At 66.9% G+C, this 23,789-nt stretch carries 28 protein-coding genes; 14 read left to right on the top strand and 14 right to left on the bottom strand.

Going from position 1 to position 23,789, the window contains the following annotated elements; translation table 11 throughout:
* Positions 1-231 precede the first annotated feature (231 nt).
* On the top strand, positions 232-558 hold the full coding sequence (locus tag AC1G9C_RS17575; RefSeq protein ID WP_480408334.1) for a hypothetical protein: 327 nt from the start codon (positions 232-234) through the stop codon (positions 556-558).
* 31 nt (positions 559-589) lie between these two features.
* Here the strand turns inward: AC1G9C_RS17575 and AC1G9C_RS17570 are convergent, their stop codons facing one another.
* Positions 590-1,654 carry a GGDEF domain-containing protein gene (locus AC1G9C_RS17570; RefSeq protein ID WP_397496396.1) on the bottom strand — a complete coding sequence of 355 codons (1,065 nt, stop codon included), beginning with the start codon at positions 1,652-1,654 and terminating at the stop codon, positions 590-592.
* A 223-nt stretch (positions 1,655-1,877) separates the two neighbouring features.
* Between AC1G9C_RS17570 and AC1G9C_RS17565 the strand changes: the two genes are divergently transcribed.
* Genes AC1G9C_RS17565 through AC1G9C_RS17555 form a run of 3 tightly spaced genes read left to right on the top strand, consistent with a single transcriptional unit; the run spans position 1,878 to position 5,094 of the window.
* A complete protein-coding gene (locus tag AC1G9C_RS17565; protein WP_480408333.1) occupies positions 1,878-2,660 on the top strand; it encodes a PP2C family protein-serine/threonine phosphatase in 783 nt (260 codons plus the stop codon).
* A gap of 22 nt (positions 2,661-2,682) precedes the next feature.
* The gene (locus AC1G9C_RS17560; protein ID WP_480408332.1) at positions 2,683-4,167 is read left to right on the top strand and encodes a protein kinase domain-containing protein; all 1,485 of its coding nucleotides are present in this window, start codon (positions 2,683-2,685) and stop codon (positions 4,165-4,167) included.
* A gap of 15 nt (positions 4,168-4,182) precedes the next feature.
* Positions 4,183-5,094, top strand: a complete 912-nt coding sequence (locus tag AC1G9C_RS17555; protein ID WP_480408331.1) for an FHA domain-containing protein — start codon at positions 4,183-4,185, stop codon at positions 5,092-5,094.
* 55 nt (positions 5,095-5,149) lie between these two features.
* Here the strand turns inward: AC1G9C_RS17555 and AC1G9C_RS17550 are convergent, their stop codons facing one another.
* From AC1G9C_RS17550 to AC1G9C_RS17540, 3 genes are all read right to left on the bottom strand, one after another.
* A complete protein-coding gene (locus AC1G9C_RS17550; RefSeq protein ID WP_480408330.1) occupies positions 5,150-5,479 on the bottom strand; it encodes a DUF2025 family protein in 330 nt (109 codons plus the stop codon).
* Between the two features lie 98 nt (positions 5,480-5,577).
* Entirely contained in the window at positions 5,578-5,982 is a 405-nt protein-coding gene (locus tag AC1G9C_RS17545; protein ID WP_480408329.1) for an NUDIX hydrolase, read from the bottom strand.
* Positions 5,983-6,069: 87 nt separating this feature from the next.
* Positions 6,070-6,771 (bottom strand): YebC/PmpR family DNA-binding transcriptional regulator, encoded by a 702-nt coding sequence (locus AC1G9C_RS17540; RefSeq protein ID WP_021444105.1) that lies wholly within the window; start codon positions 6,769-6,771, stop codon positions 6,070-6,072.
* 511 nt (positions 6,772-7,282) lie between these two features.
* Between AC1G9C_RS17540 and AC1G9C_RS17535 the strand changes: the two genes are divergently transcribed.
* Positions 7,283-7,990, top strand: a complete 708-nt coding sequence (locus AC1G9C_RS17535; RefSeq protein ID WP_480408328.1) for an NADPH-dependent F420 reductase — start codon at positions 7,283-7,285, stop codon at positions 7,988-7,990.
* Between the two features lie 72 nt (positions 7,991-8,062).
* Here the strand turns inward: AC1G9C_RS17535 and AC1G9C_RS17530 are convergent, their stop codons facing one another.
* Positions 8,063-8,797 (bottom strand): sulfite exporter TauE/SafE family protein, encoded by a 735-nt coding sequence (locus AC1G9C_RS17530; protein WP_480408327.1) that lies wholly within the window; start codon positions 8,795-8,797, stop codon positions 8,063-8,065.
* Positions 8,798-8,974: 177 nt separating this feature from the next.
* Between AC1G9C_RS17530 and AC1G9C_RS17525 the strand changes: the two genes are divergently transcribed.
* Complete coding sequence (locus AC1G9C_RS17525) at positions 8,975-9,880, top strand: EamA family transporter (protein WP_397496404.1); 906 nt, start codon at positions 8,975-8,977, stop codon at positions 9,878-9,880.
* Positions 9,881-9,917: 37 nt separating this feature from the next.
* Here the strand turns inward: AC1G9C_RS17525 and AC1G9C_RS17520 are convergent, their stop codons facing one another.
* On the bottom strand, positions 9,918-10,199 hold the full coding sequence (locus AC1G9C_RS17520; protein ID WP_021445077.1) for a peptidylprolyl isomerase: 282 nt from the start codon (positions 10,197-10,199) through the stop codon (positions 9,918-9,920).
* 164 nt (positions 10,200-10,363) lie between these two features.
* Here AC1G9C_RS17520 and AC1G9C_RS17515 point away from each other — a divergent pair, with 164 nt between their 5' ends.
* Positions 10,364-10,705 carry a hypothetical protein gene (locus AC1G9C_RS17515; protein ID WP_021445078.1) on the top strand — a complete coding sequence of 114 codons (342 nt, stop codon included), beginning with the start codon at positions 10,364-10,366 and terminating at the stop codon, positions 10,703-10,705.
* 48 nt (positions 10,706-10,753) lie between these two features.
* On the opposite strand, the gene AC1G9C_RS17510 is transcribed toward AC1G9C_RS17515, so the two are convergent.
* Positions 10,754-11,119, bottom strand: coding sequence for a SpoIIAA family protein (locus AC1G9C_RS17510; protein ID WP_480408326.1), 366 nt, complete (start codon positions 11,117-11,119; stop codon positions 10,754-10,756).
* 158 nt (positions 11,120-11,277) lie between these two features.
* Here AC1G9C_RS17510 and AC1G9C_RS17505 point away from each other — a divergent pair, with 158 nt between their 5' ends.
* On the top strand, positions 11,278-12,117 hold the full coding sequence (locus tag AC1G9C_RS17505; protein WP_480408325.1) for a CAP domain-containing protein: 840 nt from the start codon (positions 11,278-11,280) through the stop codon (positions 12,115-12,117).
* Positions 12,118-12,125: 8 nt separating this feature from the next.
* Here AC1G9C_RS17505 and mdaB read toward each other — a convergent pair whose 3' ends face one another.
* Entirely contained in the window at positions 12,126-12,713 is a 588-nt protein-coding gene (mdaB, locus tag AC1G9C_RS17500) for an NADPH:quinone oxidoreductase MdaB (RefSeq protein ID WP_480408324.1), read from the bottom strand.
* 153 nt (positions 12,714-12,866) lie between these two features.
* On the opposite strand from mdaB, the gene AC1G9C_RS17495 reads away from it, so the two are divergent.
* Positions 12,867-13,175, top strand: coding sequence for a putative quinol monooxygenase (locus tag AC1G9C_RS17495; protein ID WP_021444529.1), 309 nt, complete (start codon positions 12,867-12,869; stop codon positions 13,173-13,175).
* Positions 13,176-13,298: 123 nt separating this feature from the next.
* Here the strand turns inward: AC1G9C_RS17495 and AC1G9C_RS17490 are convergent, their stop codons facing one another.
* From AC1G9C_RS17490 to AC1G9C_RS17480, 3 genes are all read right to left on the bottom strand, one after another.
* Positions 13,299-15,308 carry a peptidase U32 family protein gene (locus AC1G9C_RS17490; protein ID WP_480408323.1) on the bottom strand — a complete coding sequence of 670 codons (2,010 nt, stop codon included), beginning with the start codon at positions 15,306-15,308 and terminating at the stop codon, positions 13,299-13,301.
* 123 nt (positions 15,309-15,431) lie between these two features.
* Positions 15,432-15,911 carry a serine protease inhibitor ecotin gene (gene eco / locus AC1G9C_RS17485; RefSeq protein WP_122107444.1) on the bottom strand — a complete coding sequence of 160 codons (480 nt, stop codon included), beginning with the start codon at positions 15,909-15,911 and terminating at the stop codon, positions 15,432-15,434.
* A 290-nt stretch (positions 15,912-16,201) separates the two neighbouring features.
* The gene (locus AC1G9C_RS17480; RefSeq protein WP_480408322.1) at positions 16,202-16,642 is read right to left on the bottom strand and encodes a phage infection protein; all 441 of its coding nucleotides are present in this window, start codon (positions 16,640-16,642) and stop codon (positions 16,202-16,204) included.
* Between the two features lie 291 nt (positions 16,643-16,933).
* Between AC1G9C_RS17480 and AC1G9C_RS17475 the strand changes: the two genes are divergently transcribed.
* From AC1G9C_RS17475 to AC1G9C_RS17460, 4 genes are all read left to right on the top strand, one after another.
* Positions 16,934-17,593 (top strand): dioxygenase family protein, encoded by a 660-nt coding sequence (locus tag AC1G9C_RS17475; protein ID WP_480408321.1) that lies wholly within the window; start codon positions 16,934-16,936, stop codon positions 17,591-17,593.
* Positions 17,594-17,644: 51 nt separating this feature from the next.
* Positions 17,645-17,965, top strand: a complete 321-nt coding sequence (locus AC1G9C_RS17470; protein WP_397496411.1) for a rhodanese-like domain-containing protein — start codon at positions 17,645-17,647, stop codon at positions 17,963-17,965.
* A 110-nt stretch (positions 17,966-18,075) separates the two neighbouring features.
* On the top strand, positions 18,076-18,819 hold the full coding sequence (locus tag AC1G9C_RS17465; RefSeq protein ID WP_480408320.1) for a class I SAM-dependent DNA methyltransferase: 744 nt from the start codon (positions 18,076-18,078) through the stop codon (positions 18,817-18,819).
* A 165-nt stretch (positions 18,820-18,984) separates the two neighbouring features.
* Positions 18,985-19,617, top strand: a complete 633-nt coding sequence (locus tag AC1G9C_RS17460) for a hypothetical protein (protein WP_031304209.1) — start codon at positions 18,985-18,987, stop codon at positions 19,615-19,617.
* A 37-nt stretch (positions 19,618-19,654) separates the two neighbouring features.
* Here the strand turns inward: AC1G9C_RS17460 and AC1G9C_RS17455 are convergent, their stop codons facing one another.
* Positions 19,655-20,203 (bottom strand): hypothetical protein, encoded by a 549-nt coding sequence (locus AC1G9C_RS17455; RefSeq protein ID WP_480408319.1) that lies wholly within the window; start codon positions 20,201-20,203, stop codon positions 19,655-19,657.
* 219 nt (positions 20,204-20,422) lie between these two features.
* On the opposite strand from AC1G9C_RS17455, the gene AC1G9C_RS17450 reads away from it, so the two are divergent.
* On the top strand, positions 20,423-22,621 hold the full coding sequence (locus AC1G9C_RS17450) for an OsmC domain/YcaO domain-containing protein (protein ID WP_480408318.1): 2,199 nt from the start codon (positions 20,423-20,425) through the stop codon (positions 22,619-22,621).
* 126 nt (positions 22,622-22,747) lie between these two features.
* Here the strand turns inward: AC1G9C_RS17450 and AC1G9C_RS17445 are convergent, their stop codons facing one another.
* The gene (locus AC1G9C_RS17445) at positions 22,748-23,278 is read right to left on the bottom strand and encodes an REP-associated tyrosine transposase (RefSeq protein ID WP_457789793.1); all 531 of its coding nucleotides are present in this window, start codon (positions 23,276-23,278) and stop codon (positions 22,748-22,750) included.
* A 70-nt stretch (positions 23,279-23,348) separates the two neighbouring features.
* Positions 23,349-23,648: a hypothetical protein gene (locus AC1G9C_RS17440; RefSeq protein ID WP_122107439.1), complete on the bottom strand. Its 300-nt coding sequence runs from the start codon at positions 23,646-23,648 to the stop codon at positions 23,349-23,351.
* Positions 23,649-23,789 lie beyond the last annotated feature (141 nt).

Genomic DNA, 23,789 nt, shown 5'->3' with positions numbered 1-23,789 from the left:
CAGGGAACTTCAGGTGGGTCTGCAGCTTTGCGGATGAGTAATAACTGAGTGCCCTTATGAGTACCTATCTGGCGAGCTATATTTCTGAGAGATAGTAATAGCCTGAGTTTGGAGCCTTGAGTTTTATTCCTGTCTCCGGCACCATCCAACCCAAGGGCTTGCAGCGATGCAGGCCCTTGGCGTTTTCGGGCGTAGAATGCCGGGAACCTTGGTTCTGCCTGTGAGGTGCCCATGTTGGTCCGACTGCTGCTGCCGATCCTGTTCTGTGCATTTGCCTTGCCTTCCTGGGCCGATGTCACGCAGCCGATCCGGGTGATTCCCAAGAGCTATGTCAGCCCCGGCGCCAGCGGCAGTGTGTCCGGTTCGGCGCATTTTCAGCAGTACGATCTCTATGGCGGCCAGCGTCTGCCGCAGGCGCCGCTGCGCGAGGAGAGCCGCTACGGCAGCCATGCCAGCGAGGTACGCGGCGGCATTCGGCAGAGCATCGAGTATCCCGGCGGTTTGCGTCTGGAACTGCAACCCGGCAGCGGCAGTTACCAGCAGCAGCGCAGCCGCTGAGCGCGGTCGGCCTTGCCGGGCGGGCGTGGCGTCAGCGCCGGCGCTCCGCGGCGTGGTGGGCGGCGGTCCCTTGTGGTGCGGGTTCGTTGCGGTCGATGACCACGCGGTTGCGGCCGCCGCTCTTGGCTTGATAGAGGCACTCGTCGGCGCGTTGCAGCCAGCTTTCCCAGTGTTCGCCGCTGCGCAGGATGGCGCCGCCGATGGACACCGTCACCGGCCCGCCGGGGCTTTCCAGTTCACTCTCGACGCGCTTCAGCAGATGCTGGGCGGCGGCATGCAGGCCGTCGAGCTCGGTGTTGGGCAGCAGCAGGAGAAATTCCTCGCCGCCGAAGCGGAACAGGCGGTCTTCCTTGCGCGAACAGCGTTTGACCAGTTCGACGAAGGCCACCAGCACCTGGTCGCCGATGTGGTGGCCGAAGCGGTCGTTGATCTGCTTGAAGTGGTCCAGGTCCATCACCAGCAGGCCGAAGCTGTCGCTGTGGCGGCGGTGGCTGGACATGGCGATCTTCAGTTCCTCGTTCATCGCCCGGCGGTTGCGTGCGCCGGTCAGCGGGTCGTGGATGGCCAGCAGTTGCAACTGGTCGCGCTGGGTGCGGGTGCGGACGGCGAAGATGAAGCTGAGCACGCTGGCCATCATCCCGGTGACTAGGAAGGAGACCATCTGGTAGTGGCTGTCGAACACGCTGCCGGGCACCAGCAGGGCGTGCGCCACCAGACAGGCGAGCACCAGGGCGGTGGCCAGCAGGGCCTTGCGGGGGGTGACCATGAAGAAGTTGAAGAGGATCAGCGGGTAGATCCAGAACAGGCCGTTGACCCCGAGGTTGATGGCGATCAGCGTCGAGCCGATGGAGAACACCGTGGCCAGGTAGATGCCCGGTTTGACCGTGTCGCGGGTGCGCCAGGCGTAGAACACGGCGAACAGGGTGGAGAGCACGATGATGGTGTCGGCTATGCCCACGAGGTAGTTGCCGTGCAGCAGGCGGTACACGGCGTAGGGTGAGATGCCCAGGACGCCGAACAGGCCCATCAGGGTGATGATCGACAGCTGGAAATCTTCGCGCAGGCGCTTGAGCAAGCGGGCAGTCTTGATGGCCATAAGCGTTCTTGTCGTTGTTATGTGGCAAGCATGCAGAGCTTTGACCGCTTATGGCAAGGGTAGATCCTGAGCAAAGTGCCAGCATTTGCGCCAGGCCGACGAGTCGCTCCGGCGCTTGAGGCCGGTTTGGTTAACCGCTGCGCATTTGCAACCGGCTGGCCGGTGACAGTTCGCCAGCGCCGCCGCATCATGGGCCGCCCGCCATCAGTTCAAGGATCTGCGCGTGTCCCAGTCATCGCCTCCATCCGTGGTATTCGCCGCGCAAAGCGTCGCCGGCCAGGTGCGCACGCACAACGAGGACGCCCTGGCCTGTCGCCCCGAGCTCGGTTTATGGGCGCTGGCCGACGGCATGGGCGGCCACGAGCGCGGCGAGGTGGCCAGCGCCCTGGCGCTGCAGGGCCTGATCGAGGCGTTGCATCAGGGCGCCGAGCTGGCCGCGGCGGTGCACGCCGCGCACCGGGCGATTGCCGACGCGGCGGGGCCGGGCGCCGGAGAGGCGAGCATGGGCAGCACCCTGGTGGCGGTGCGCCTGGCGGGCGATGGGTTCGAGCTGGCCTGGGTCGGCGACAGCCGCGCCTATCGCATCGGCGCCGAGCGCATCGAGCAGCTCAGCCACGATCACAGCTGGGTGCAGGCCATGGTCGACGCCGGCCAGATGAGCGCCGAGGAGGCGCGCCAGCACCCGCGGCGCAACCTGATCCTGCAGTGCCTGGGCCAAGGCGAGCAGGCGCCGGAGGTGGGCCTGCTGCACGCCCGGCTGGCGCCCGACGAACTGCTGCTGCTGTGCAGCGACGGCCTCACCGGCGAGCTGGACGACGCGGCGATCCAGCGCTGCTGCGCCGAGGCCGAGACCCTGGAGGCGATGGTCGAGCAATTGGTGGGGCTGGCCAATAGCCATGGCGGCAGGGACAATATCAGCTGCATCGTCCTGGGCCTCGCCCCGGCTGCCGAACCGCGCGAGGCGCCGCCCCGCGGTCTGCTGCGCAAACTGTTCAAACCCCGTTAATCCTGAGCGCCAGTCCAGCCGCATGAGTCAGCCTCCGATCAGCGTACCCGGTTACAGCATCCACGGCCGCCTGGGCAAGGGCGGCATGGCCGAGGTCTACCTGGCCACCGAGCAGGCGCTGCAGCGCCAGGTGGCGCTCAAGGTGCTGCTGCACCGCGAGGACCAGGCCTTCACCCAGCGCTTCATCCAGGAAGGCCATATCGTCGCCTCCCTGCAGCATCCGTCGATCATCACCATCTACCGCATCGACCAGCTGGCCGACGGTCGTCACTTTCTCGCCATGGAATACCTGGCCGGCGGCGACCTGGCCCAGTACAAGGGCCAGCGCCTGGAGCCGGCGCGCGCCCTGCGCATCGTCCGGCAGATCGCCAGCGCCCTGGCGCTGGTGCACGACCGCGGCCTGGTGCACCGCGATATCAAGCCGGGCAACATCCTGTTTCGCGACGACGGCACCGCGGTGCTCACCGACTTCGGCGTGGCCAAGCAGCTGCAGCTGGACAGCGAGCTGACCCAGTCCGGCATCGCCGTCGGCAGCCCGGCCTACAGCAGCCCGGAACAGGCGCAGTGCCAGGCGCTGGATGCGCGCAGCGACATCTACAGCCTCGGCGTGATCCTGCTGGAGATGCTGACCGGGCATAACCCCTTTCGCGGCGCCAACTACACCCAGACCCTGATGAACCAGCTGCAGCTGCAACCGCCGCCCCTGCCCGAGCCGCTGGGCGAGTGGCAGTGGCTGCTCGAGCGCATGCTGGCCAAGGACCCGGAGGATCGCTTCGCCGATTGCCACGTGCTGCTGGCCAGCCTCGACGAACTGCAGGACGCCGAGCAGGATCACACCCGCCTGAGCCCGGCGCTCGGGCCGGCGCCGCGCAGGGCCAAGCGTCGCTGGCTGCCCTGGGCCCTGCTCGGTGTGCTGCTGCTCGGCGCCGGCAGCGCCGGCGGCTACTACTGGCAGCTGCAGCAGCGCCTCGCCGGGCTGCTCGCCCTCGGCGAAACGCGCCTGAGCGAAGGCCAGCTGCTCGCCCCGGCGCAGGACAACGCCGACTACTATTTCCGCCAGGCGCTGGCCCTGGATGCCGATAACGCCCAGGCCGCCGACGGCCTGCAGCGGGTGTTGCAGGCGCGCATCCAGCAGTACCTGGAACTGGCCGAGCAGCGCCTGGGCGAGGGCCTGCTGATCCTGCCCGAGGACGACAGCGCGGTGCACTACTTCCGCCAGGTGCTTGGCTGGGAGCCGGACAACCTGCTGGCGCAGGCCGGGATCAACCGCGTGGCGCAGCGCTTCATCGAGCAGAGCGAGGCGGCCTATGCGCGGCGCGAGTACAACCTGGCGCTGGAGCAGATCAAGCAGGGGCTGGAGGCCGAACCCGACAACGAACGCCTGCTGGCGCTCTACGACGGCCACCAGCAGCGCGTGCGCAGCAGCCAGGCGGCGAGCCGGCCGCGCAGCGCGCCGCCGGCCCAGCAGAATCCGATCAAACGTTTGCTGAACAACCTTTTCGACTGATCCGAGGCGCCCGAGATGCTCAGATTGCAGTTCCTGGATAACCGCCAAGCGCCGGTCTGGCTGACCGAAGAACGCCTGACCATCGGCCAGGACAGCCGTAACCAGCTGGTCCTCGGCGATGCCGGGATCGCCAGCTTTCATGCCGAGATTCGCCAGGATCACGGTTACTACTACCTCAGCGATGCCAGCCAGGGCGCGACCTACGTCAACGACCAGCGCATCGGCACGCGCTTTCAGCTGCGCGACGGCGACCGCGTGCGTCTGGGCGGCGTCGAGCTGCTGCTGGTCGACCCGGCGAAGAGCGCGGCGCGTCCCGAGGCCGCCGCGGCGCGCTGGTTCCTCCAGGTGATCCAGGGCGAGCACCAGGGGCGCAAGTTCCATATCCACGGCTCGATGACCTTCGGCCGCTCGAGCAAGTGCGAGCTGTGCTTCGGCGACCCGGAGCTGTCGCGCCGGCACTGCGAGTTCTTCCTCAAGGACGACGTGCTGGAGGTCAAGGACCTGGCTTCGGCCAACGGCGTGACGGTCAACCAGCAGAAGGTCAGAACCGCCGTGCTGCAGCCGGGCGACCAGTTGAAGATGGGCTCGGTGAGCCTCTTGGTGATCGGGCCGAAGGTGAGCCTGAGCGAGACGCCGGACGAGGATGCCACCCAGTTCATGCGCGTGGCCGACCTGCCGCCGGCGTTAGCCGCCAAGGCCGCTGGCGGTGCCACGCAGATCGCGCCGGTACCGCAGGTGCCGCGCGCCAGCGCCAAGGCCGCGCCGGCGGCGGCGGCGGCGGCTAATCCGCTGCGCGCCGCTCAGGCCAGGACGGCGCCCGTCACCGCGGCGCCAGCGGCCAGCGCCGGCAGGCTATGGCTGGGCGGCGCCTTGCTGCTGCTGATCGGCGCCGGCCTCGGCGCCGCGTCGATGCAGCTGCTGGGCTGAGCCGGATGGGCACCCTTGGCATCGGAGATACGCCGCCCGGGTTGGCGCGCGTGTCTCAGGCCGGCGCCAGGCGCCGCCGTTCGGCGCGGATCTCCGGCAGGTCGCTGCGCCGCAGGTAGAGGCGCAGCGCCTCGCCGAGGTTGACCCGCTCGTCGATGCGCTGCTCCTGCAGCCAGGCCAGGCGCTGGCGATCCAGGCGCATCAGGCCGTCTGCCTCGGCGTGCCAGACGTATTCGCTGGTCGGGGTGATGGTCTCGGCCGGCACGTCGAGGCCGAAGCTGTCCTCGGAGAAACGCAGCAGGTACTGGCCGGTCTTGGCGTTGAAACCGACGAAGCCCTGCAGCTGGTCGGCGGCCTGGCAGATCTGGGCGGAGCTGATACTCATGGCAAACCTCGGGTTGCTGTGGGTTTGCACGCAAAACTAAGGGTTCTGGTTATCGGCGCAGCCTAGCGCGTGGCCGCGTGGCCGCGCGTTGCCGTGGATCAACAAAGGCGCGCGGCCAGGGCGGGCAGCACCTGCTCGCGCAGCAGCGGCGCCAGCTCGCCGTCGAAGGGCTGGCCGGCGGCGTACCAGCGCAGTTCCTCCAGCTCGGCCGCCGGATGTACGGCGTGGGGCAGGGCGGCGTGGAAGATCTCCGCCTGCAGCCAGGTATCGGCCTCGTTGGCGGCGCTTGCCTGGAATCGGCCGAGCGGGTGCAGCGCCGCGTCGTCCAGCTGCAGTTCCAATTCTTCATGCAGTTCGCGGCGCAGGGCGGCCAGGGCATCCTCGCCGGCTTCGCGCTTGCCGCCGGGCAGCATGAAGAACCGGGTGTTGCGCTTGCGCACCAGCAACAGGCGGCCCCGTTGGTCGAACAGGCAGGCGGCGGCGATATGCAGGGTGGTGTTCATGGCAGGTGTCGCGAGTGTCGAGCAGGTGAGACCTTTGTCCCCTCGCCCATCAGTGGGGGAGGGGGCAAAGTGCTTTAGCGAGCGGAATCAGCCGGCCAGGCCGACGTAGACATTCTGCACGTCGTCGTGGCCGTCGATGGCTTCGAGGAAGGCTTCGACTTCTTCCAGCTGCTCCGGCGTCAGGCTGCTCACCGGGTTCTTCGGGCGGTAGCCGAGCTTGGCCGAGTTGACGGTGAAGCCCTGCTCCGGCAGCGCCTTGCACACGGCGTCGAGGTCGGTCGGCTCGGTGATGAACAGGGTCGCGCCCTCGTCATCCGGGACGAAGTCCTGGGCGCCGGCTTCGATAGCGGCCAGCTCCGGGTCGGCGCCCTCGTCGGTGCTGGCCTCGATCAGGCCGACGTGGTCGAAGTCCCAGCTCACCGAGCCGGAGGCGCCGAGCTGGCCCTTGCGAAACAGCACGCGGATCTCGGCCACGGTGCGGTTGACGTTGTCGGTCAGGCACTCGACGATCAGCGGCACCTGATGCGGGGCGAAGCCTTCGTAGAGGGTGCGCTCGTAGTTGATCACCTCGCCGGACAGGCCGGCGCCTTTCTTGATCGCGCGCTCCAGGGTGTCCTTGGGCATCGAGGCCTTCTTCGCCTGATGCACGGCCAGGCGCAGCTTGGCGTTGGTGTCCGGGTCGGCGCCGTTACGCGCGGCGATCATGATTTCCTTCACCAGCTTGCCGAAGATCTTGCCTCGGGCATTGGCGGCGGCTTCTTTGGGTTTGGCTTTCCACTGGGCGCCCATCTGGGGTCTCCTGGCCGATAGGTGAGACGGCGTCGCGGCGCGGGGGCGGCCGGACGATCGGTTAGGCTGCGGATTCTAGTGCCTTGCGGCGCCGGCGGCACGCGCAATTTCCCGGATGGCGTTGGCGGCGGGGGAAGCGCCGGCGCAGCGGTTCTGCGCCGGCAGGCTGGGGCTCAGGCGTTGGGCGAGTGGCTGCCGAGCAGGGTCTGGCCGTGTTTCTTCTCGCGTTTGGCCATGCGTTTCTCGTGTGCCGTTTTCAGCGGCTTCTTCTTGCCTTCTTTGTGGGAATCCATGCTCTTGCTCATGGTCGTGTCTCCGGGAAGTTGGTCATTGACTGGGTAAATGCATTCGGGTCACTACCACCTCCTCGGCCCCTGCAGCCGGCTGTCATGCGTTATCGCCTTTCAAGCATAGCTGGCGGGCAACACCCTGTTGCGAATCGGCGACGGTCGTCGCGTGCAGCTTTTCTATGCTTGGCCTGTGTCGCCGTGACGCGTTCGAGGAGGTCGCCATGTCCCCTTTCCTGCATCGTTTCGCCACCGCGCTGGGCCTGCTGGTGCTGCTGGGCGGTGCCCCGGCGCTGGCGCACGCGGAAGCCCTGCGCATCGGCATCATCGGCACCGGCAATATCGGCGGCGCGCTGGCGCGGCTGTGGGTCGAGGCGGGGCACGAGGTGATGATGTCCTCGCGTCATCCCGAGCGTCTGCAGCCGCTGGCCCTGGAGCTGGGCGAGCGCGCCCGGGTCGGCACCCCGCGCGAGGCGGCCGAGTTCGGCCAGGTGATACTGCTGGCGGTGCCCTACGCCGCCACGCCGCAGATCGGCCGCGACCTTGCCGGCGAGCTGGCCGGCAAGGTGCTGCTGGATGCCGGCAATCCGCGCCCGGAACGCGACGGGCCGATGGCCGAGGAGGCCCGCGAGCTGGGCGCCGGCCTGGCCTCGCAGCGCTTTCTGCCCGGCGTGCGCCTGGTGCGCGCGTTCAACGCCATTTCCGCCCACAACCTGCGCAGCCAGGCCCATCGCAGCGGCGAGAAACTGGCCATCCCGCTGGCCGGCGACGACGAGGCGGCGCTGGAGGTGGCGGCGCGCCTGGTGATCGATGCCGGTTTCGATCCGGTGATAGTCGGGCCGTTGGCCACGGCCAAGCGCTTCGACTTCGCCAGCGGCATCTCGGCGCGGATGCCGACGGCGCGCGAGTTGCGCGAGATCCTCGGGCTGTAGCTCCTGCGGGCTGAATCCCCCGCCGCGCTGCCAGCGTCGCGGCTGAGGCCGCTCCTGCAGGGGCGATGAGGGCTACAGATTGCGCCAGATCAGCTGCACGCCGGCCAGCAGGATGCCCAGCCGGGCGATGCGGTAGAACCACTGGTGGTTGACCCGCGACTGCAGCCACAGGCCGCTCCACACGCCGAGCGGCACGATGGGCGCGAGCATCAGGCTCAGCAGCAGGTTGTCCCGGCTGAACTGGCCCAGGGCGGCGTAGGGCAGCAGCTTGGCCGCGTTGGTCAGCAGGAAGAACAGGTTGATGGTGGCGACGAAACGCAGCTTGTCCAGCTGTTGCGGCAGCAGGTGCATCATCACCGGCGGCCCGCCGGCATGGGCGACGAAGCTGGTGAAGCCGGCCAGGCTCGACAGCAGGGTGCCGCGGCCCTTGTGCAGCGGCCGCGGCGCCTGGTTGCCGGCGAGCAGGCCGAGGGCGACGAAGCTCACCGCGATCACCCCGATCAGCAGGCCGATGCTGCGCTCGTCTAACAGCTCGAAGGTCAGCGCACCGATGACGATGCCGATCAGCGCGCCGGGCAGCATCACCCTGAGGTTGGCCGCGTCCCACTTGCCCCAGTAGGCCTTCAGCCCCACCACGTCGGCCAGGCAGAGGATCGGCAGCATGATCGCCACCGCCTGCTTGGGCGAGGTGGCCAGCGCCAGCAGCGGCACGGCGATGCCGCCCAGGGCGCCGCCGAAGCCGCCCTTGGACAGCCCGGTGAGGAAGATCGCCGGCAGGGCGAACAGGAGGAAGTCGGACAGGCTCATGGCAGCGGCCGCGGCGAAGGAGGGCGCAGGGTAGCAAAGGGCGCGGCGCGGCAGAACGGCCAGCGGCACAGGGCGGGCGATCAGCGCACTGTGTGGCGTTTTTCCGCGCTCACTGTGTCTGCCGCGCAGGCTATGCGCTTGCTCTAATGGCCGCTCCCTGACCGCGAGGATTGCCCCATGTCGCCCAAAGATCTGCTGCTGGCGCTGCTGGTGATAGTCGTCTGGGGCCTGAACTTCGTGGTGATCAAGCTCGGTCTGCACGAGATGCCGCCGATGCTGCTCGGCGCGCTGCGTTTCCTGCTCGCCGCCTTTCCCGCGATTCTCTTCGTGCGCCGGCCACAGGTGCCGCTGCGCTGGCTGCTGGCCTACGGCCTGACCATCTCGCTGGGCCAGTTCGCCTGCCTGTTCTACGCCATGCATGTGGGCATGCCGGCCGGGCTGGCCTCGCTGGTGCTGCAATCGCAGGCCTTCTTTACCCTGTTCTTCGCCGCGCTGCTGCTGGGCGAGCGCCTGCGCGCGAGCAACCTGCTGGGCCTGCTGGTGGCAGCCGCCGGGCTGGCGTTGATCGGCCTGCAGGGCGGCCAGGCGATGACCCTGGCAGGCTTCGCCCTGACCATTGGCGCCGCGGCGATGTGGGCGCTGGGCAATATCGTCACGCGCAAGCTGGGCCGGGTGAACCTGGTCGGCCTGGTGGTCTGGGGCAGCCTGGTGCCGCCGCTGCCGTTTCTGGGGCTGTCGCTGTGGCTGGAAGGGCCGGCGGCGATCGAAAGCGCGCTGCGCGGCTTCGGGGTGGAGGCGCTGCTGGTGCTGGCCTACCTGGCGTTCGCCGCGACCATTCTCGGCTATGGCCTGTGGAGTCGCCTGCTGTCGCGCTACCCGGCCAGCCAGGTGGCGCCGTTCTCGTTGCTGGTGCCGGTGGTGGGCATCGGTTGCGCGGCGCTGCTGCTGGGCGAACGCCTGGGCGCGCTGCAACTGGTCGGCGCGGCGCTGGTGATGGGCGGGCTGCTGATCAATGTGTGGGGCGGCAAGCTGCTGGAGCGGCTGCGCCTGTGGCGGGCGCAGGGGGCGGCGGGGCTGGAGTGACGGCGTCGGCCGGGCGCCGACGCCAGCGCCGCGCGGATCAGTCCTGGCGGCTGGTGACTTCCAGCAGGTGGTAACCGAATTGGGTCTTCACCGGGCCCTGGACCACGCCGACCGGCGCGCTGAACACCACGGTGTCGAATTCCTTGACCATCTGGCCCGGGCCGAAGGAGCCCAGGTCGCCGCCGTTGCGGCCGGACGGGCAGGTGGAGTTGTCCTTCGCCAGCTGGGCGAAGTCGGCGCCGCCTTCGATGGCGGTTTTCAGTTCGTTGCACTTGTCTTCGCTGGCAACCAGGATGTGACGGGCAGTGGCGCGGGCCATGGGAATACCTCCGTTTGATTGAGGGGCAGAGCCTAACCGAATCGACCGGCCAAGCAAACGCCGCTGCCGCCTGTTCTGTGTCTGCAGCCTGTCGACTAAACTGTTGTCCAATGGCCTAGCCGCGGGCGGCGGGCTTGTGGCACCCACTTTCAGGAGGTCCGGATATGAATACCTTGACCATCGAAGGCTGGCGTAAGGGCAACGGTGAGCAGAAATCCACGCCCATCGGCACCTTTCACTTCCGCGTCAGCGAGGCCGATCACCTACGCCTGGAACGCGCCGAGGAAGAGCTGCAGAAGAGCGGCGGCAAGGACATGATGGTCGATGCCGACATGGCGGCGATGGAGCTGGTCACCCCGGCCGAATGCGGCCCGCTGTCCGATTGCCAGTGGCGGGTCTACCTCAGTGGCGAAGACCGTCGCGGCCAGTTCCACCTGGTCGGCCACCGCGCCAGTGACGGCAGCCTGGTCTACAGCAACGCGGTGATGGTCGACCAGCTCGGCTGATGCCGCCGCGGCCCGCGCTGCCGGATCGCCTCCGGCAGCGCGATGCCTTCACTGCTGCAGCCAGGCCTCGGCTTCCGCCTCGCGGATCGAGTCGAATGCCTTGATCGTCAGGCCGGGAATCAGCGCGCCTTCCATTTGGCTGGCGGTACGCAGCCACTGCTGATCGGCCACCACCGCCACGCGGTCGAACTGGCGGATAAAGCGCAGCAGCTGCGGGATGCGCCCCAGCTCGACGCCCACCGCGCCCAGGGTCGGCCACTCGAAGTTGCCGATGCGATAGAGCATGCGCCCGTGCTCGATACCTTCGGCGGCCTGGGTCAGCTCGTCGAGGGCGGCGCGCATGGCGTCGCTGTCCAGTTTGCCGGCGAAGTCCACATCGAGGCGCTGGTCGCCGTTGCGGGTTACCTTGAACATGGCGGTTCCTCCGTGAGGGATGGGACTATCACCATACGCCCCCTGGCGGCGCAGGGTAATGGGGCGGCCGATAAGCGCGCTGCGCCGCCGCCGGGGGGTAGGCCTGGACGGCGGTAATCGCGCATCATCTGTGCCGTCGGCTTGTTAAGGAGAGTTCCATGCGCTTGTCCCTTTCTGTACTGGTTCTGGCACTGGGCCTGCTCGCCGCGGCGGCGCAGGCGGCCGAGGAGGGTGCGCTGGTCGAGGCGATCAACGCCTATCGCGGCGAGGTGCAGCGCTGCGGCGTGCACGCCTCCGAGCCGTTGCCGCCGCTGGCCAGCGATGCGCGTCTGCTGCTGCCGGCGGCCGGCACCGGTGATCTGCAGCAGGCCTTGAGTGCGGCGGGCTATCCGCTGGTCAACGTGCAGGCCATCAGCCTGTCCGGCCCGCGCGATGCGCAGGCGGCGATGCAGGCGCTGGCGGAAAGTTTCTGCCGGGTGCTGCTCGACCCGCAGTTCGTCGACATCGGCGTCAGCCGCGCCGAGCGCGACTGGCGCATCGTCCTGGCGCGACCGCTGCTCAGCGGCCGTCTGGGCGACTGGCAGGCGGAGGGGCAGAAATTGCTGGAGCAGATCAACGCCGCCCGCGCCCAGGCGCGCCAGTGCGGCGGCCAAAGCTTCGCCGCCGCCGCGCCGCTGGCCTGGAACGCCGAGCTGGGTAGCGCCGCCGAAGCGCACAGCCGGGCCATGGCCAACGGCAACTTCTTCGCCCACCAGGGCCGCGACGGCCGCACCCCCGGCGACCGCGCCGAACTGGCCGGTTATGCCGGCGGCCAGATTGGCGAGAACATCGCCGCGGCGCTGGATACGCCGGCCAAGGTGGTCGAGGGCTGGCTCGCCAGCCCCGGGCACTGCGCCAACCTGATGCACCCGCAGTACCAGGACCTCGGCGCGGCCTACGCCAGCGACCCGCAAAGCGACGTGGGGATCTACTGGACGGCGCTGTTCGGCGGGCGCTGAGCCGGGTCTCAGTGGACGCCGAACACCTCGGCCAGGTGTTGCTGGTAGCGGGCCACGTCGCGCTCGATATTCGGCTGCTTCATCACGTCGGTGCTGAGGAAGGTGGGCAGGGCAGTCATGCCGAGGAACTGGTTGGCCTTGTGGAAGGGGAAGTACACCGCGTCCACGCCCTTGCCTTCGAAGAAGTCGCTGGGGTCGTCGAAGGCCCGCTGCGGGGCGTTCCAGGTCAGCGACAGGAGGTACTGCTTGCCCTGTACCAGGCCGCCGCTGCCGTACTTCTGCGAGGCGTCGGAGCGGGTGCGGCCGTCGTTGGCGTAGAGGCTGCCGTGGCCGGCGGTGAACACCTCGTCGAGGTACTTCTTCACCGTCCAGGGCGCGCCCATCCACCAGCCGGGCATCTGGTAGATCACCACGTCGGCCCAGAGGAATTTCTCCACCTCTTGCGCGACGTCGTAGCCGCCATCGATGAAGGTGGTCTTGATATCGAACCCGGCGCGGTCGAGGAAGGCCGCGGCGGCCTCGTGCAGGGTGGCGTTGTACTGGCCGTTGGAGTGGGCGAACTGCTTGCCGCCGTCGAGCAGAAGGATGTTTTTCATGGCTGTCTCCGCAAAAGAATGGCGGCAGGTTAGCGGCGCACCCGCGCGGGAAACAGAGTGGGTCAGGCAAATGATTGTTGAGTGAAAGGCACGAATGCCCAGCTTTATCCTGCGTTAGAGTGCGACAAACAACGCTTTTGCAGGAGGTCTTGCATGCACGCCTTTATCCTTCACGCCCACACCAGACCGGAGCAGGCCGAGGCCTTCGAGCGCCTGTTCCGCGCCCATGTCGAGCCCAGCCGCGCCGAGCCTGGCTGCATCGAGTACCACATGCTGCGCGACGCGCAGGACCCCACGCTGTTTATCTTCTACGAGGTCTGGGCGTCGCCGGAGGCGTTCGCCGAGCACACGGCGCTGCCGCATATGCGCGCATTCCACGAGAAGCGCATGGACTACCTGCGTCGCGATTTCGAGGTTCGCCAGATCGAGATGCTTAGCCCGGCGAGTGCGGCGCGCGCCTAGTTCGCGATCTGCAGGAGCCAGCTTGCTGGCGATTGTTGTGCTAGCCCGGAGGCAATCCGGGACATACAGGCGCATTCCCCCCCGGATTGCATCGGGGTTATCGGGGAACAGGCGAGGCCGGGCTCAGTGGCTATAGCCCGGCTTCTGGCGAATGGTCTTGAGCAGGTCGTCAGGGCTGATGTGGCCGACCACCTGGGTCGCGGCGCTGCCAGGCTGCGGCAGGCCGAGGATATGCCCCTTCATCTTGCCGACCACGTGCATCTCGCACGGCTTGCAGTCGAACTTCAGGGTCAGCACCTCGTCGCCGTGGATCAGCTGCATCGGCGCGACGCGGGTTTTCACGCCGGTGACGCCCTTGGCCTGCTTGGGGCAGAGGTTGAAGGAGAAGCGCAGGCAGTGCTTGGTGATCATCACCGGCACCTCGCCGGCTTCCTCGTGGGCCTCGTAGGCCGCGTCGATCAGCTGCACGCCGTGGCGATGGTAGAAGTCGCGGGCCTTCTGGTTGTAGACGTTGTAGAGGAAGCTCAAATGCGCCTCCGGATAGACCGGTGCCGGGTTGGTCTCGGCCTTGCGGCTGCCGCGCGGGTGGGCGGCGACGCGTGCCGCGGTCAGCGCCTCGATGGCCTCGCGGCGCAGCGCCTTGAGCTGCGAGTTGGGCACGAAGAAGGCCTGCGGCGCGTCCAGGGTCACGCCCTGGGCGTGGTAGATGGTGGTGCCGAGCTGGATGAGCAGGTCGCGCAGGCCGTCCAGCGCCTGTGCCGGCTTGTTGGCCGGGCCGAAGGGGCCGGGCAGGGCGACCTCGACGCTGACGCCTTCCTCGCTGGTGGCGGTGAGTTTCAACTGCTGCTCGCGCAGCTCGGCCTGCCAGCTGACGCCGATACGGCGTTCGGCGCTGGTCCTCTGCAGGGCCTGCTGCCAGTTGTGGTCGAGGTTGCGCGACAACGGATGATTCGGGCGCAGGCGGAAAAGCCCCTCGGGCATCTCGTTGGGTTCGACGCGGTAGCGGTAGCGCTTCTCGCCTTCCTCCTCGAACTCGCCTTTTAGTTCGGCGATATTGGCGCGAAAACCCACAACCTCGCGCTTGACCAGCACGTTGAGGCCGTCGCCGTTGGACAGCGGCTCATGGGTGACGGCGATCAGGTCGCGCTTGCCCACCTTCTCGACATGACCAACGGAGAGCCCGGTAAAGGTCGGCGAGTCGAAGGCGCCGATGTCCACCTTGCGCTCTGTGACGAAATAGTCGGTGCTGCCGCGGTGGAAGGTCTTGTCCGGATCGGGCAGGAAGAAGTGCGCGGTGCGGCCGCTGGAGGCGCGGGCCAGGTCCGGGCGATCCTCGAGGATGGCGTCGAGCTCCTTGCGGTAATGGGCGGTGATGTTCTTCACGTAGCCCATGTCCTTGTAGCGCCCCTCGATCTTGAACGAGCGCACGCCGGCCTCGACCAGGGCGCGCAGGTTGGCGCTCTGGTTGTTGTCCTTCATCGACAGCAGGTGCTTCTCGTAGGCGATCACCCCGCCTTTTTCATCCTTGAGGGTGTAGGGCAGGCGGCAGGCCTGCGAGCAGTCGCCACGGTTGGCGCTGCGCCCGGTCTGCGCGTGGGAGATGTTGCACTGGCCGGAGAAGGCCACGCACAGCGCGCCGTGGATGAAGAACTCGATGGCCGCGTCGGTGGCCTCGGCAATAGTGCGGATTTCCTGCAGGTTCAGCTCGCGCGCCAGCACCAGCTGGGAGAAGCCGGCCTGATCGAGGAACTTGGCCCGCTCCAGGGTGCGGATATCGGTCTGGGTGCTGGCATGCAGCTCGATCGGCGGAATATCCAGCTCCATCACCCCCATGTCCTGCACGATCAGCGCATCCACACCGGCGTCGTAGAGCTGGTGGATCAGCTTGCGCGCCGGCTCCAGCTCGTCGTCGTGGAGGATGGTGTTGATCGTGGTGAACACCCGCGCGTGGTAGCGGCGGGCGAATTCCACCAGCTCGGCGATCTCGCTCACCTCGTTGCAGGCGTTGTGCCGCGCGCCGAAGCTCGGCCCGCCGATATAGATGGCGTCGGCGCCATGCAGGATGGCCTCGCGAGCGATGGCCACATCGCGGGCAGGGCTGAGCAGTTCCAGGTGGTGTTTGGGCAGGGACATGGCGTTTTCTTTTATCCGGCGGCACGGGCAAGGCGCGCATTGTAGCCGCCTGCCGGGCGCAGGGCACGCCGAGCTGCCGGGTGGTGGAGCCCGCCGTGGCGACGGGCTCTGAAACCTGGGGCCTTACTGGCGCGGAGCGGGGCTGGTAGCGGCTGCGGCCGACCAGACGCGGTAGCGCACCTCGACATCTGCCGGGGCGTAGATCACCAGCGGCAGCTTGCTGTTGTAGCGCACCAGCATGGGCTCGCCACCGACCTGGACGAAGGCCGGCTTGCGGCTGCCGTCGGGGCAGGCCATCAGGGTGCTGACCGCCGGGCCGACCTGGCCCAGCTGGTAGTAGTTGTAGCCCCAGCCTTCGACCGTCTTCTCCTGCCACTGGCCGCCGAGGCGCTGCTGGTTGCAGTCCACTTCCAGGGTCTTGCCGGCGATCAGTTCCACCTTGTGCTCGGCCTCGTTGGCCTGCGCCGGCAGCTCGATGACATGGCGGGCGTAGCCGTCGGCGGCGGCCGGGTAGGGCTTGAGTGCCTCGGGCGTGGCGGCGCAGGCGGCCAGCGGCAGGGCGCAGGCGAGGAGGGCGATCAGCGGCAGTGGGTTCGCGTTCATAAGAGTCCTTGCTTCACAGGCCTTGTGGGCCGTCCGTTGAGGGAAAACCGCCGGGGCGGCGGCGCAGCACAGACCCTTCTGGATAGGCGAAGTTCCGGAGCTTGGCAAGACGGCTGGTCAACCGCACAGGGTTTTCCGCCGCGCAGTGCAATGGGCGCCTCGTGCGGCCTGGCGCGCCTCGTGGGCGTGGCCGGCGGCGGATAAAAAAAGACCGGCTGATTGGGCCGGTCTTTTTCTGGCTGCAGTGGCGTTGTCGTCATGCGCGGGTCTCGATCATCAGGGGCGCTGGATCAGGCCACGCGGCTTTGGATCAGGCGATCCGAGCCACCCTCGGCGACGCGGTTCTGAATCAGGCGATCCGAGCCACCCTCGGCGACTCGGTTCTCGATCAGGCGGTCCGAGCCACCTTCGGCGACGCGGTTCTCAATCAGGCGATCCGAGCCACCCTCGGCGACGCGGTTCTCGATCAGGCGGTCCGAGCCACCCTCGGCGACGCGGTTCTCGATCAGGCGATCCGAGCCACCCTCGGCTACGCGGTTCTCGATCAGGCGGTCCGAGCCACCCTCGGCGACGCGGTTCTCGATCAGGCGATCCGAGCCACCTTCGGCGATGCGGCTTTCGATCAGGCGGTCGGCACCGCCCTCGGCGACAACAGGTTGGGCGGAAGAAGCGGCGAATACGTTGGCTGCCAGTACGGAGAAAGCGAAGCTGAGGATGAGTTGGCGTTTCATGGTGGTGTGCTCCGGGGTGGTTGCTGCTTGGGTATGGAGCAGATGGTACGCAGGTGAATTTTTAAGAGAACTTCATTGACCTGATGGTAACTATCGATGCCGGCAATGGTCGGTGGCACATCCCTGGCGCCGGCCTGACAAGGCATCCTCGGCCCCGTCGCCGGCGGGCCTCGCCTGGACAAGCGGCGCTCGGTGCCAGCGTCACGTCCCGGACGGCGAGCTAGACTGACTGCATTCGGGCTCGGGCTGCCGTGCTCGGCATGCCGGGGCGCTCCCGGCTAGGAGGCGGCGGTGGATAAACGGCAAAGGCCTGGCGCCGGCCTCACACGGCGTCACTTTCTCTATGGCGGCGCCGTGCTCGGCGGTGGCCTGCTGGCCGCGCCGGCCCTGGCGCAGCAGCTCTGTCGGCCCACGGCCGGCGATATCCTCGGCCCCTATTACCGCTTCGGCGCGCCATTTCTGGCGCAGCTGGCCGGGCCGGAAGAGGCGGGCGAGCGGCTGGCGGTCAGCGGCACGGTGCTCAGCGCGGACTGCCGCACGCCGATCGCCAACGCCCTGGTCGAAGTCTGGCAGGCCAACGGCGCCGGCCTGTACGACACCCAGACCCCGGGCAACTACACCGACAAGGGCCGCTTTCACCTGCGCGGCATGCTCTACACCGACGCCCAGGGGCGCTACCGCATCGAGACGGTGATGCCCGGGCGCTACCCGGTGCCGCCGAACCTGCCGGGGCTGGAGCAGTACGGCGGGATCACCCGGCCGGCGCATATCCACTTCCGGGTGATGGAGGCGCTGCACGTGCCGGTGACCCTGCAACTGTACTTCGCCGGCGACCCCCATATCGCCGAGGACCCCTGGGCCAGCCAGCACCCGGACAACGTCATCGCCCTGGAGGCGGATGGCCAGGGCCGGCGCGGGACGTTCGATATCGTGCTGGCCCGGGGGTTCTAGACCGCGCAGCGCTGCAGGCGGTGCATCTGTCAGCCAACTCGGAGGTGTGGCATGGGCCGGATCAGCAGTTGCGAATTGCTCGAGTGGCAAGCGGCGGGGCGCAGTTTCACCCTGCTGGATGTGCGCCGCGAGGCGGCACGGCTGGCGGATGCGGCCGCCATCCCCGGCGCGCACTGGCATGCGCCCGAGACGCTGCTCGCCTGGAAGGATTCGGTGCCGCGGGATAGGCCGGTGGTGCTCTATTGCGCCCATGGCCGCGAAATCAGCCAGGGCATCGCCGCCACCCTCGAAGCGATGGGGCTCGATGCCCGCTACCTGATCGACGGCTTCGCCGGCTGGCGCGATGCCGGTCGGCCCACCGCGGCCCTGTAGCGCTCGGGCTTGCAGCCGGCGCTACCGCTCGCCGCCCTGCCGGTGCTTCCGGTGGCCGGCTTGGGCTATGATGTGCGCCCTCGAATCACCCGGTCCAACCCCAGGTCAGCATGTCCGGCAACGCCCTCTATACCGACCTGTCGGGTTACTACGATCTGCTCTGCGCCGATATCGACTACCAGGCGCAGAGCCACTGCGTGCATCGCCTGCAGCAGCTGTTCGGCAACGGCGGCACGCGCCACCTCGACCTGGCCTGCGGCACCGGCCCGCACGTGCGGCATTTTCTCGATGCCGGCTATGCGAGCGGCGGCCTCGACATCAATCAGCCGATGCTCGATAGAGCCGCCCTGCGCTGCCCGGAGGCACGCTTTGCCCGGCAGGACATGTGCGGCTTCAGCGCGGACGAGCCGCTGGATCTGATCACCTGCTTTCTCTACTCCATCCACTACAGCGCCAGCCTCCAGCGGCTGCAGGCCTGCATCGCCAGCGTGCATGGCGCCCTGGCCGTCGGCGGGCTGTTCTGCTTCAACGCGGTGGACAAGCACAAGATCGACAACGCCTCGTTCGTCTGCCACAGCGCCGAGCATGCCGACGGCCAACTGCGCTTCGGCTCCGGCTGGCACTACCAGGGCGAGGGCGAACGGCAGACGCTGAGGTTGCGCATCGAACGAACGGTGGCCGACGCGACCCAGGTCTGGCACGACGAACACCCCATGGTGGCGGTGAGCTTCGCCGAGCTGCAGGCGCTGCTGGCGCCGTACTTTGAGGTGCAGGTGCTGGAGCACGACTACCAGAAGTTGCTGCCTTGGGACGGCGCCTCCGGCAATGCGCTGTTCGCCTGCGTCAAGCGTTGATGGCGCGACGCCGTCTACCCAGCTGACGCTTTGCTCATCCTCGTTGCGGCTTACCGGCCATGTGCCGCAAGAGGGGTGTGGCTAATTGCCACTTTTGCGAGCTTTGCATAGAGTGTCGCCGCTGTCGCAACGACGGCAGCTTTCAGCCAACAAGGATGAGTCGATATGAAGTTAAAAGCGGTGGGTATGGCGATGGTCTTGGCGCTGGCGGGTTGCGCCAGTTTCCCCGGCGATCAGGTAGCGGAAACCACATTGCCCTCGATGTCGAGCTATCAGCAGCGCCCCGGTGTGTTCGTCGATTTCAATTTTTATCGCGGCGAGGCGGACAGCGCCACGGCCGTCGAAGTACCGCAGGGACGGGATCTGCTCAAACCGCAACTCGAAGCGGCGCTGCGCGACTCCGGGCTCTTCAGTCGCTACACCCTCGACCCGTTCCAGAAGCAGGCGGGCGACTACACCCTCAAGCTGAATGTCTACAACAGCGGCTCGGAAGGTGCGGCCATGGTCAGTGGCATGATCACCGGGTTCACTCTGGGCATCATTCCAGGCAGTGCGAAAGACGAATACACCATGACCTTGCAGGTGCTGGACGATCAGGGCCAACCGCTTCAGGTCGGACAGAACCACGACTCGGTGCGTACCTGGATGGGGCTGGTGTTCATCCCCATGATGGCTTACACCCCGGCCGAGGCCATCAACGACAGTTTCCGCCGTCAGCTCAATGCGCTGCTCAAGCAACTGCTCGACCAGCAGGTGCTTAAGTACGCCCAGGGCCGTTCGCTGCTGATGCGTGGCTGAAGCCAATCGGCGCGCCTGAGGCGCGCCGATCGTTCGCTCAGGGTTTCAACGCCTTGATGAAGGCGGGGTCCTGATACAGTTCGGCCAGCAGTTTTCGCACCAGCGGGTTGTAGGCGTTGGCGGCCGAGGGGATGGCAATGGCGCCGACGAAGCTGCTGTCCCAGACGCTGGTCACGGTCTTGCTGCCGCTGTACAGCGACACATCACCTTCGCGCAGATCGAAGTCCGCACTGATTACGCCATTACCACTGCCCATGCCGGCCGTCAGGCTGTTCTGGCGCAGGCGAACCTGCAGTTGACGTGCGGAGGACGGCGCCAACAGGCCTGCCAGTCGCAGCTCGCCTTCCAGGGCGTGTTGGACATGCTTGCTCAACGAACCTTCGGGGCTGCGAATAGGGTTGGCGCGGGCCGAAACCGAATCCTGTCCCTGATCCGCTACCACGCTCGGCGAACCCATGACGCTCAGCGGCGCTTGTTGCTTGAGGAGTTGGACGTTGTCGAAGTTGGGTTCGTAGCGGGGCATGGTCACGCCACATCCCTGCAGAACGGCGACTGCGGTGGCCAGTAAAGCGATGCGTTTGAGCATATGAATCCTTTCGTGTGATATGTGGAGGGCGGCGATGATAGCGCAATGCTATCTAAGCGTCTCCAGGCGGTGGGAGAAGCAGCAGCGGCAGGAAAACCGCGCCGCGTTTTCCCCGGCGTACCCACTGCGCCGATCCCCCGCGCGGCGGCAAGACGAGACTTCCCGCGCAAAAGCCGGATAATGGCGGCCATTTCGTCTCGCTGCTGTCTGGTACCCCGCATGGAAATCAAGGTCAACTTTCTCGACAACCTCCGTCTCGAAGCCAAGTTCGATGACTTTACGGTGATTGCCGACCAGCCCATCCGCTACAAGGGCGATGGCTCGGCGCCGGGGCCGTTCGACTATTTCCTGGCCTCCTCGGCGCTGTGCGCGGCCTACTTCGTCAAGCTCTACTGCCAGACCCGCGACATCCCCACCGACAATATCCGCCTGTCGCAGAACAACATCGTCGACCCGGAAAACCGCTACCAGCAGATCTTCAAGATCCAGGTCGAGCTGCCGGCGGACATCTCCGAGAAGGATCGCCTAGGCATCCTGCGGTCCATCGACCGCTGCACGGTGAAGAAGGTGGTGCAGGCCGGCCCCGAGTTCGTCATCGAGGAGGTGGCCAACCTCGACGCCGATGCCCAGGCCCTGCTGATGCCGGCGCTGACCGCAGGCCCGGGCACGCGCATCCTCGGCAAGGACCTGCCGCTGGAACAGACCATCGCCAATATGTCGGGCATCCTCGCCGAACTGGGGATGAAGATCGAGATCGCCTCCTGGCGCAACATCGTCCCCAACGTCTGGTCGCTGCATATCCGCGACGCCCAGTCGCCGCTGTGCTTCACCAATGGCAAGGGCGCCAGCAAGGAGAGCGCGCTGGCCTCGGCGCTGGGCGAGTTCATCGAGCGGCTGAACTGCAACTTCTTCTACAACGACCAGTTCTGGGGCGAGGAAATCGCCAACGCGCCCTTCGTGCATTACCCCAACGAGCGCTGGTTCAAGCCCGGCCCCAAGGACGCGCTGCCGGAAGAGATCCTCGACGCGCATTGCCTGGCCATCTACAACCCGGACGGCGAGCTGCGCGGCTCGCACCTGTACGACACCAACTCCGGCAACAAGGCGCGCGGCATCTGCTCGCTGCCCTTCGTGCGCCAGTCCGACGGCGAGACGGTGTACTTCCCCAGCAACCTGATCGAGAACCTGTATCTGTCCAACGGCATGAGCGCCGGCAACACATTGGTCGAGGCGCAGGTGCAGTGCCTGTCGGAAATCTTCGAGCGCGCGGTCAAGCGCGAGATCCTGGAGAACGAGCTGGCCCTGCCGGACGTGCCGCAGCAGGTGCTGGCCAAGTACCCGGCCATCCTTGCCGGCATCCAGGGGCTGGAGGAGCAGGGCTTTCCCGTGCTGGTCAAGGACGCCTCGCTCGGCGGCGAATTCCCGGTGATGTGCGTGACCCTGATGAACCCGCGCACCGGCGGCGTGTTCGCCTCCTTCGGCGCGCACCCGAGCTTCGAGGTGGCGCTGGAGCGCAGCCTCACCGAACTGCTCCAGGGCCGCAGCTTCGAGGGCCTCAACGACCTGCCGCAGCCGACCTTCGAGAGCCAGGCGCTGACCGAGCCGAACAACTTCGTCGAGCACTTCATCGACTCCAGCGGCGTGGTGTCCTGGCGCTTCTTCAGCGCCAGGGCCGACTACGAGTTCGTCGAGTGGGACTTCTCCGGCCACGGCGAGGACTCCAACGCCCAGGAGGCCGCCACCCTGTTCGGCATCCTCGAAGACATGGGCAAGGAGGTGTACATGGCGGTGTACGACGACCTCGGCGCCAACGCCTGCCGCATCCTGGTGCCGGGCTACTCGGAAATCTACCCGGTCGAGGACCTGATCTGGGACAACACCAACAAGGCGCTGCTGTTCCGCTCCGACATCCTCAACCTGCACAGCTTGAGCGACATGCGCCTGAGGAGCCTGCTCAAGAGCCTGGAGCAGTGCGAGGTCGACGACTACACCGACATCACCACCCTGATCGGCGTCGAGTTCGACGACAACACGGTATGGGGCCAGCTGACCATCCTCGAGCTCAAGCTGCTGATCTACCTGGCGCTGAACAAGTTCGACGAAGCCAAGGAACTGACCGAGGCCTTCCTCCAGTACAACGACAACACGGTCGAGCGCGGCCTGTTCTACCAGGCGCTCAACGTGGTGCTGGAAGTGCAGCTGGACGACGAGCTGGACATGGCCGACTTTGAGCCCAACTTCCGCCGCATGTTCGGTAACGAGCGGATGGACGCGGCCATCGGTTCGGTCAATGGCAGCGTGCGGTTTTATGGCCTGACCCCGACCAGCATGCAGCTCGAAGGCCTCGACAAGCACCTGCGCCTGATCGACAGCTACAAGAAGCTGCACGCGGCGCGGGCCAGGGCGGCGGGTCTGTAGCGCCGGGTAGGGTGGATGACGCTCTTTTCATCCACCAACCGGGGGCCAAGCTTATCCGGGGCGTTCACTAGAAAGGCTCGCCCAACGCAGGGTGGAAAACCGCGCGGCGTTTTCCACCACAGCCCTTCATTCCCCAAAGCCCTGGTCCTCAGGCGAGGGGCCTACGCACCAGTCCCTGTCGTAAATCCCCATTGCCACCGCCCGGTGAAAGCTCGAATAGGGCCAGTCCGCCAGGCGCTCGACGTGGCCGTGTTTCAGCGGGTTGTAGTGGATGTAATCGAAGTGGCGCTGGTAGTCCCGTTCGTCCCGGATCAGATGTTCCCAATAGCGCCGCTGCCAGATGCCTCGTTCCCCGCGTCTGCGCTGCGTCGCAGTGGTGGGTTCGGTGGCCGGCAAGCGTTTGGCGAAGGCGAACTTGATCACCTTCCAGCGCAGGGCAAAGTCGGCATCGTCGGGTGGCAGCGTCCACAGGCAGTGCATATGCTCGGGCAGCACCACCCAGGCGTCGATATGGAAGGGATGACGTGCCCGAGTAGCGCGCACCGTCTCGCGCAACAGGTCGATTTCGCGAATCAGCAGATCGCTGCTGCGATCGCGCAGGTTGACGGTGAAGAAGTAGGTGGCGCCGGGAGCGAGGGCGCGGCGGTAGTCGGGCATGGCGGCTCATCCTTGAGCGGTGGGATGCTTGAACCATGGTGGACAAGCTTCGCGTTGTCCACCCTGCGAACTACTTGACGCTGTCCAGGCGTTTGTCGGTGAACACGCAGACCACCCCGGCGCGGTTGTGCATCACCTCGTGGTTGAAGTCGCAGTAAGCGGCAGCAACGCTGAGCGCCGCTTGCTCGCTGATCAGCTGGTCGTTGTCCGGGCGGAACCAGGCCATCTGCCCGGCCTTGCAGCGCTCGGCCTGCGGATCGGTGTTGTAGATGCACAGCTTGTTGGTGACATCTTCCTGTTCCTTGTCGAAGCAGGCCGTCAGGGAAAGAGCGGCAGCGCTGAGCAGGCAGAGGCGGGTGAGGGTATGCATGTGGGGCTTCTCCGCAGTGATTAGGTCGTGCGGCTTAGGGGAGCAAAGGTGCAGAAGGTTCCCTAGGCCGATTGCGCCGAGTGTGCGGGTGAGAATCCCGTCGTTGTTCGAGCCGGCGCCGAGTGTTGCCCGGCGCCGTTG

It is taken from the genome of Pseudomonas sp. ABa2 (assembly GCF_056676075.1).
Note: the sequence above shows the minus strand (reverse complement) of the source record. Positions and strands in the feature narration are given on the sequence as shown.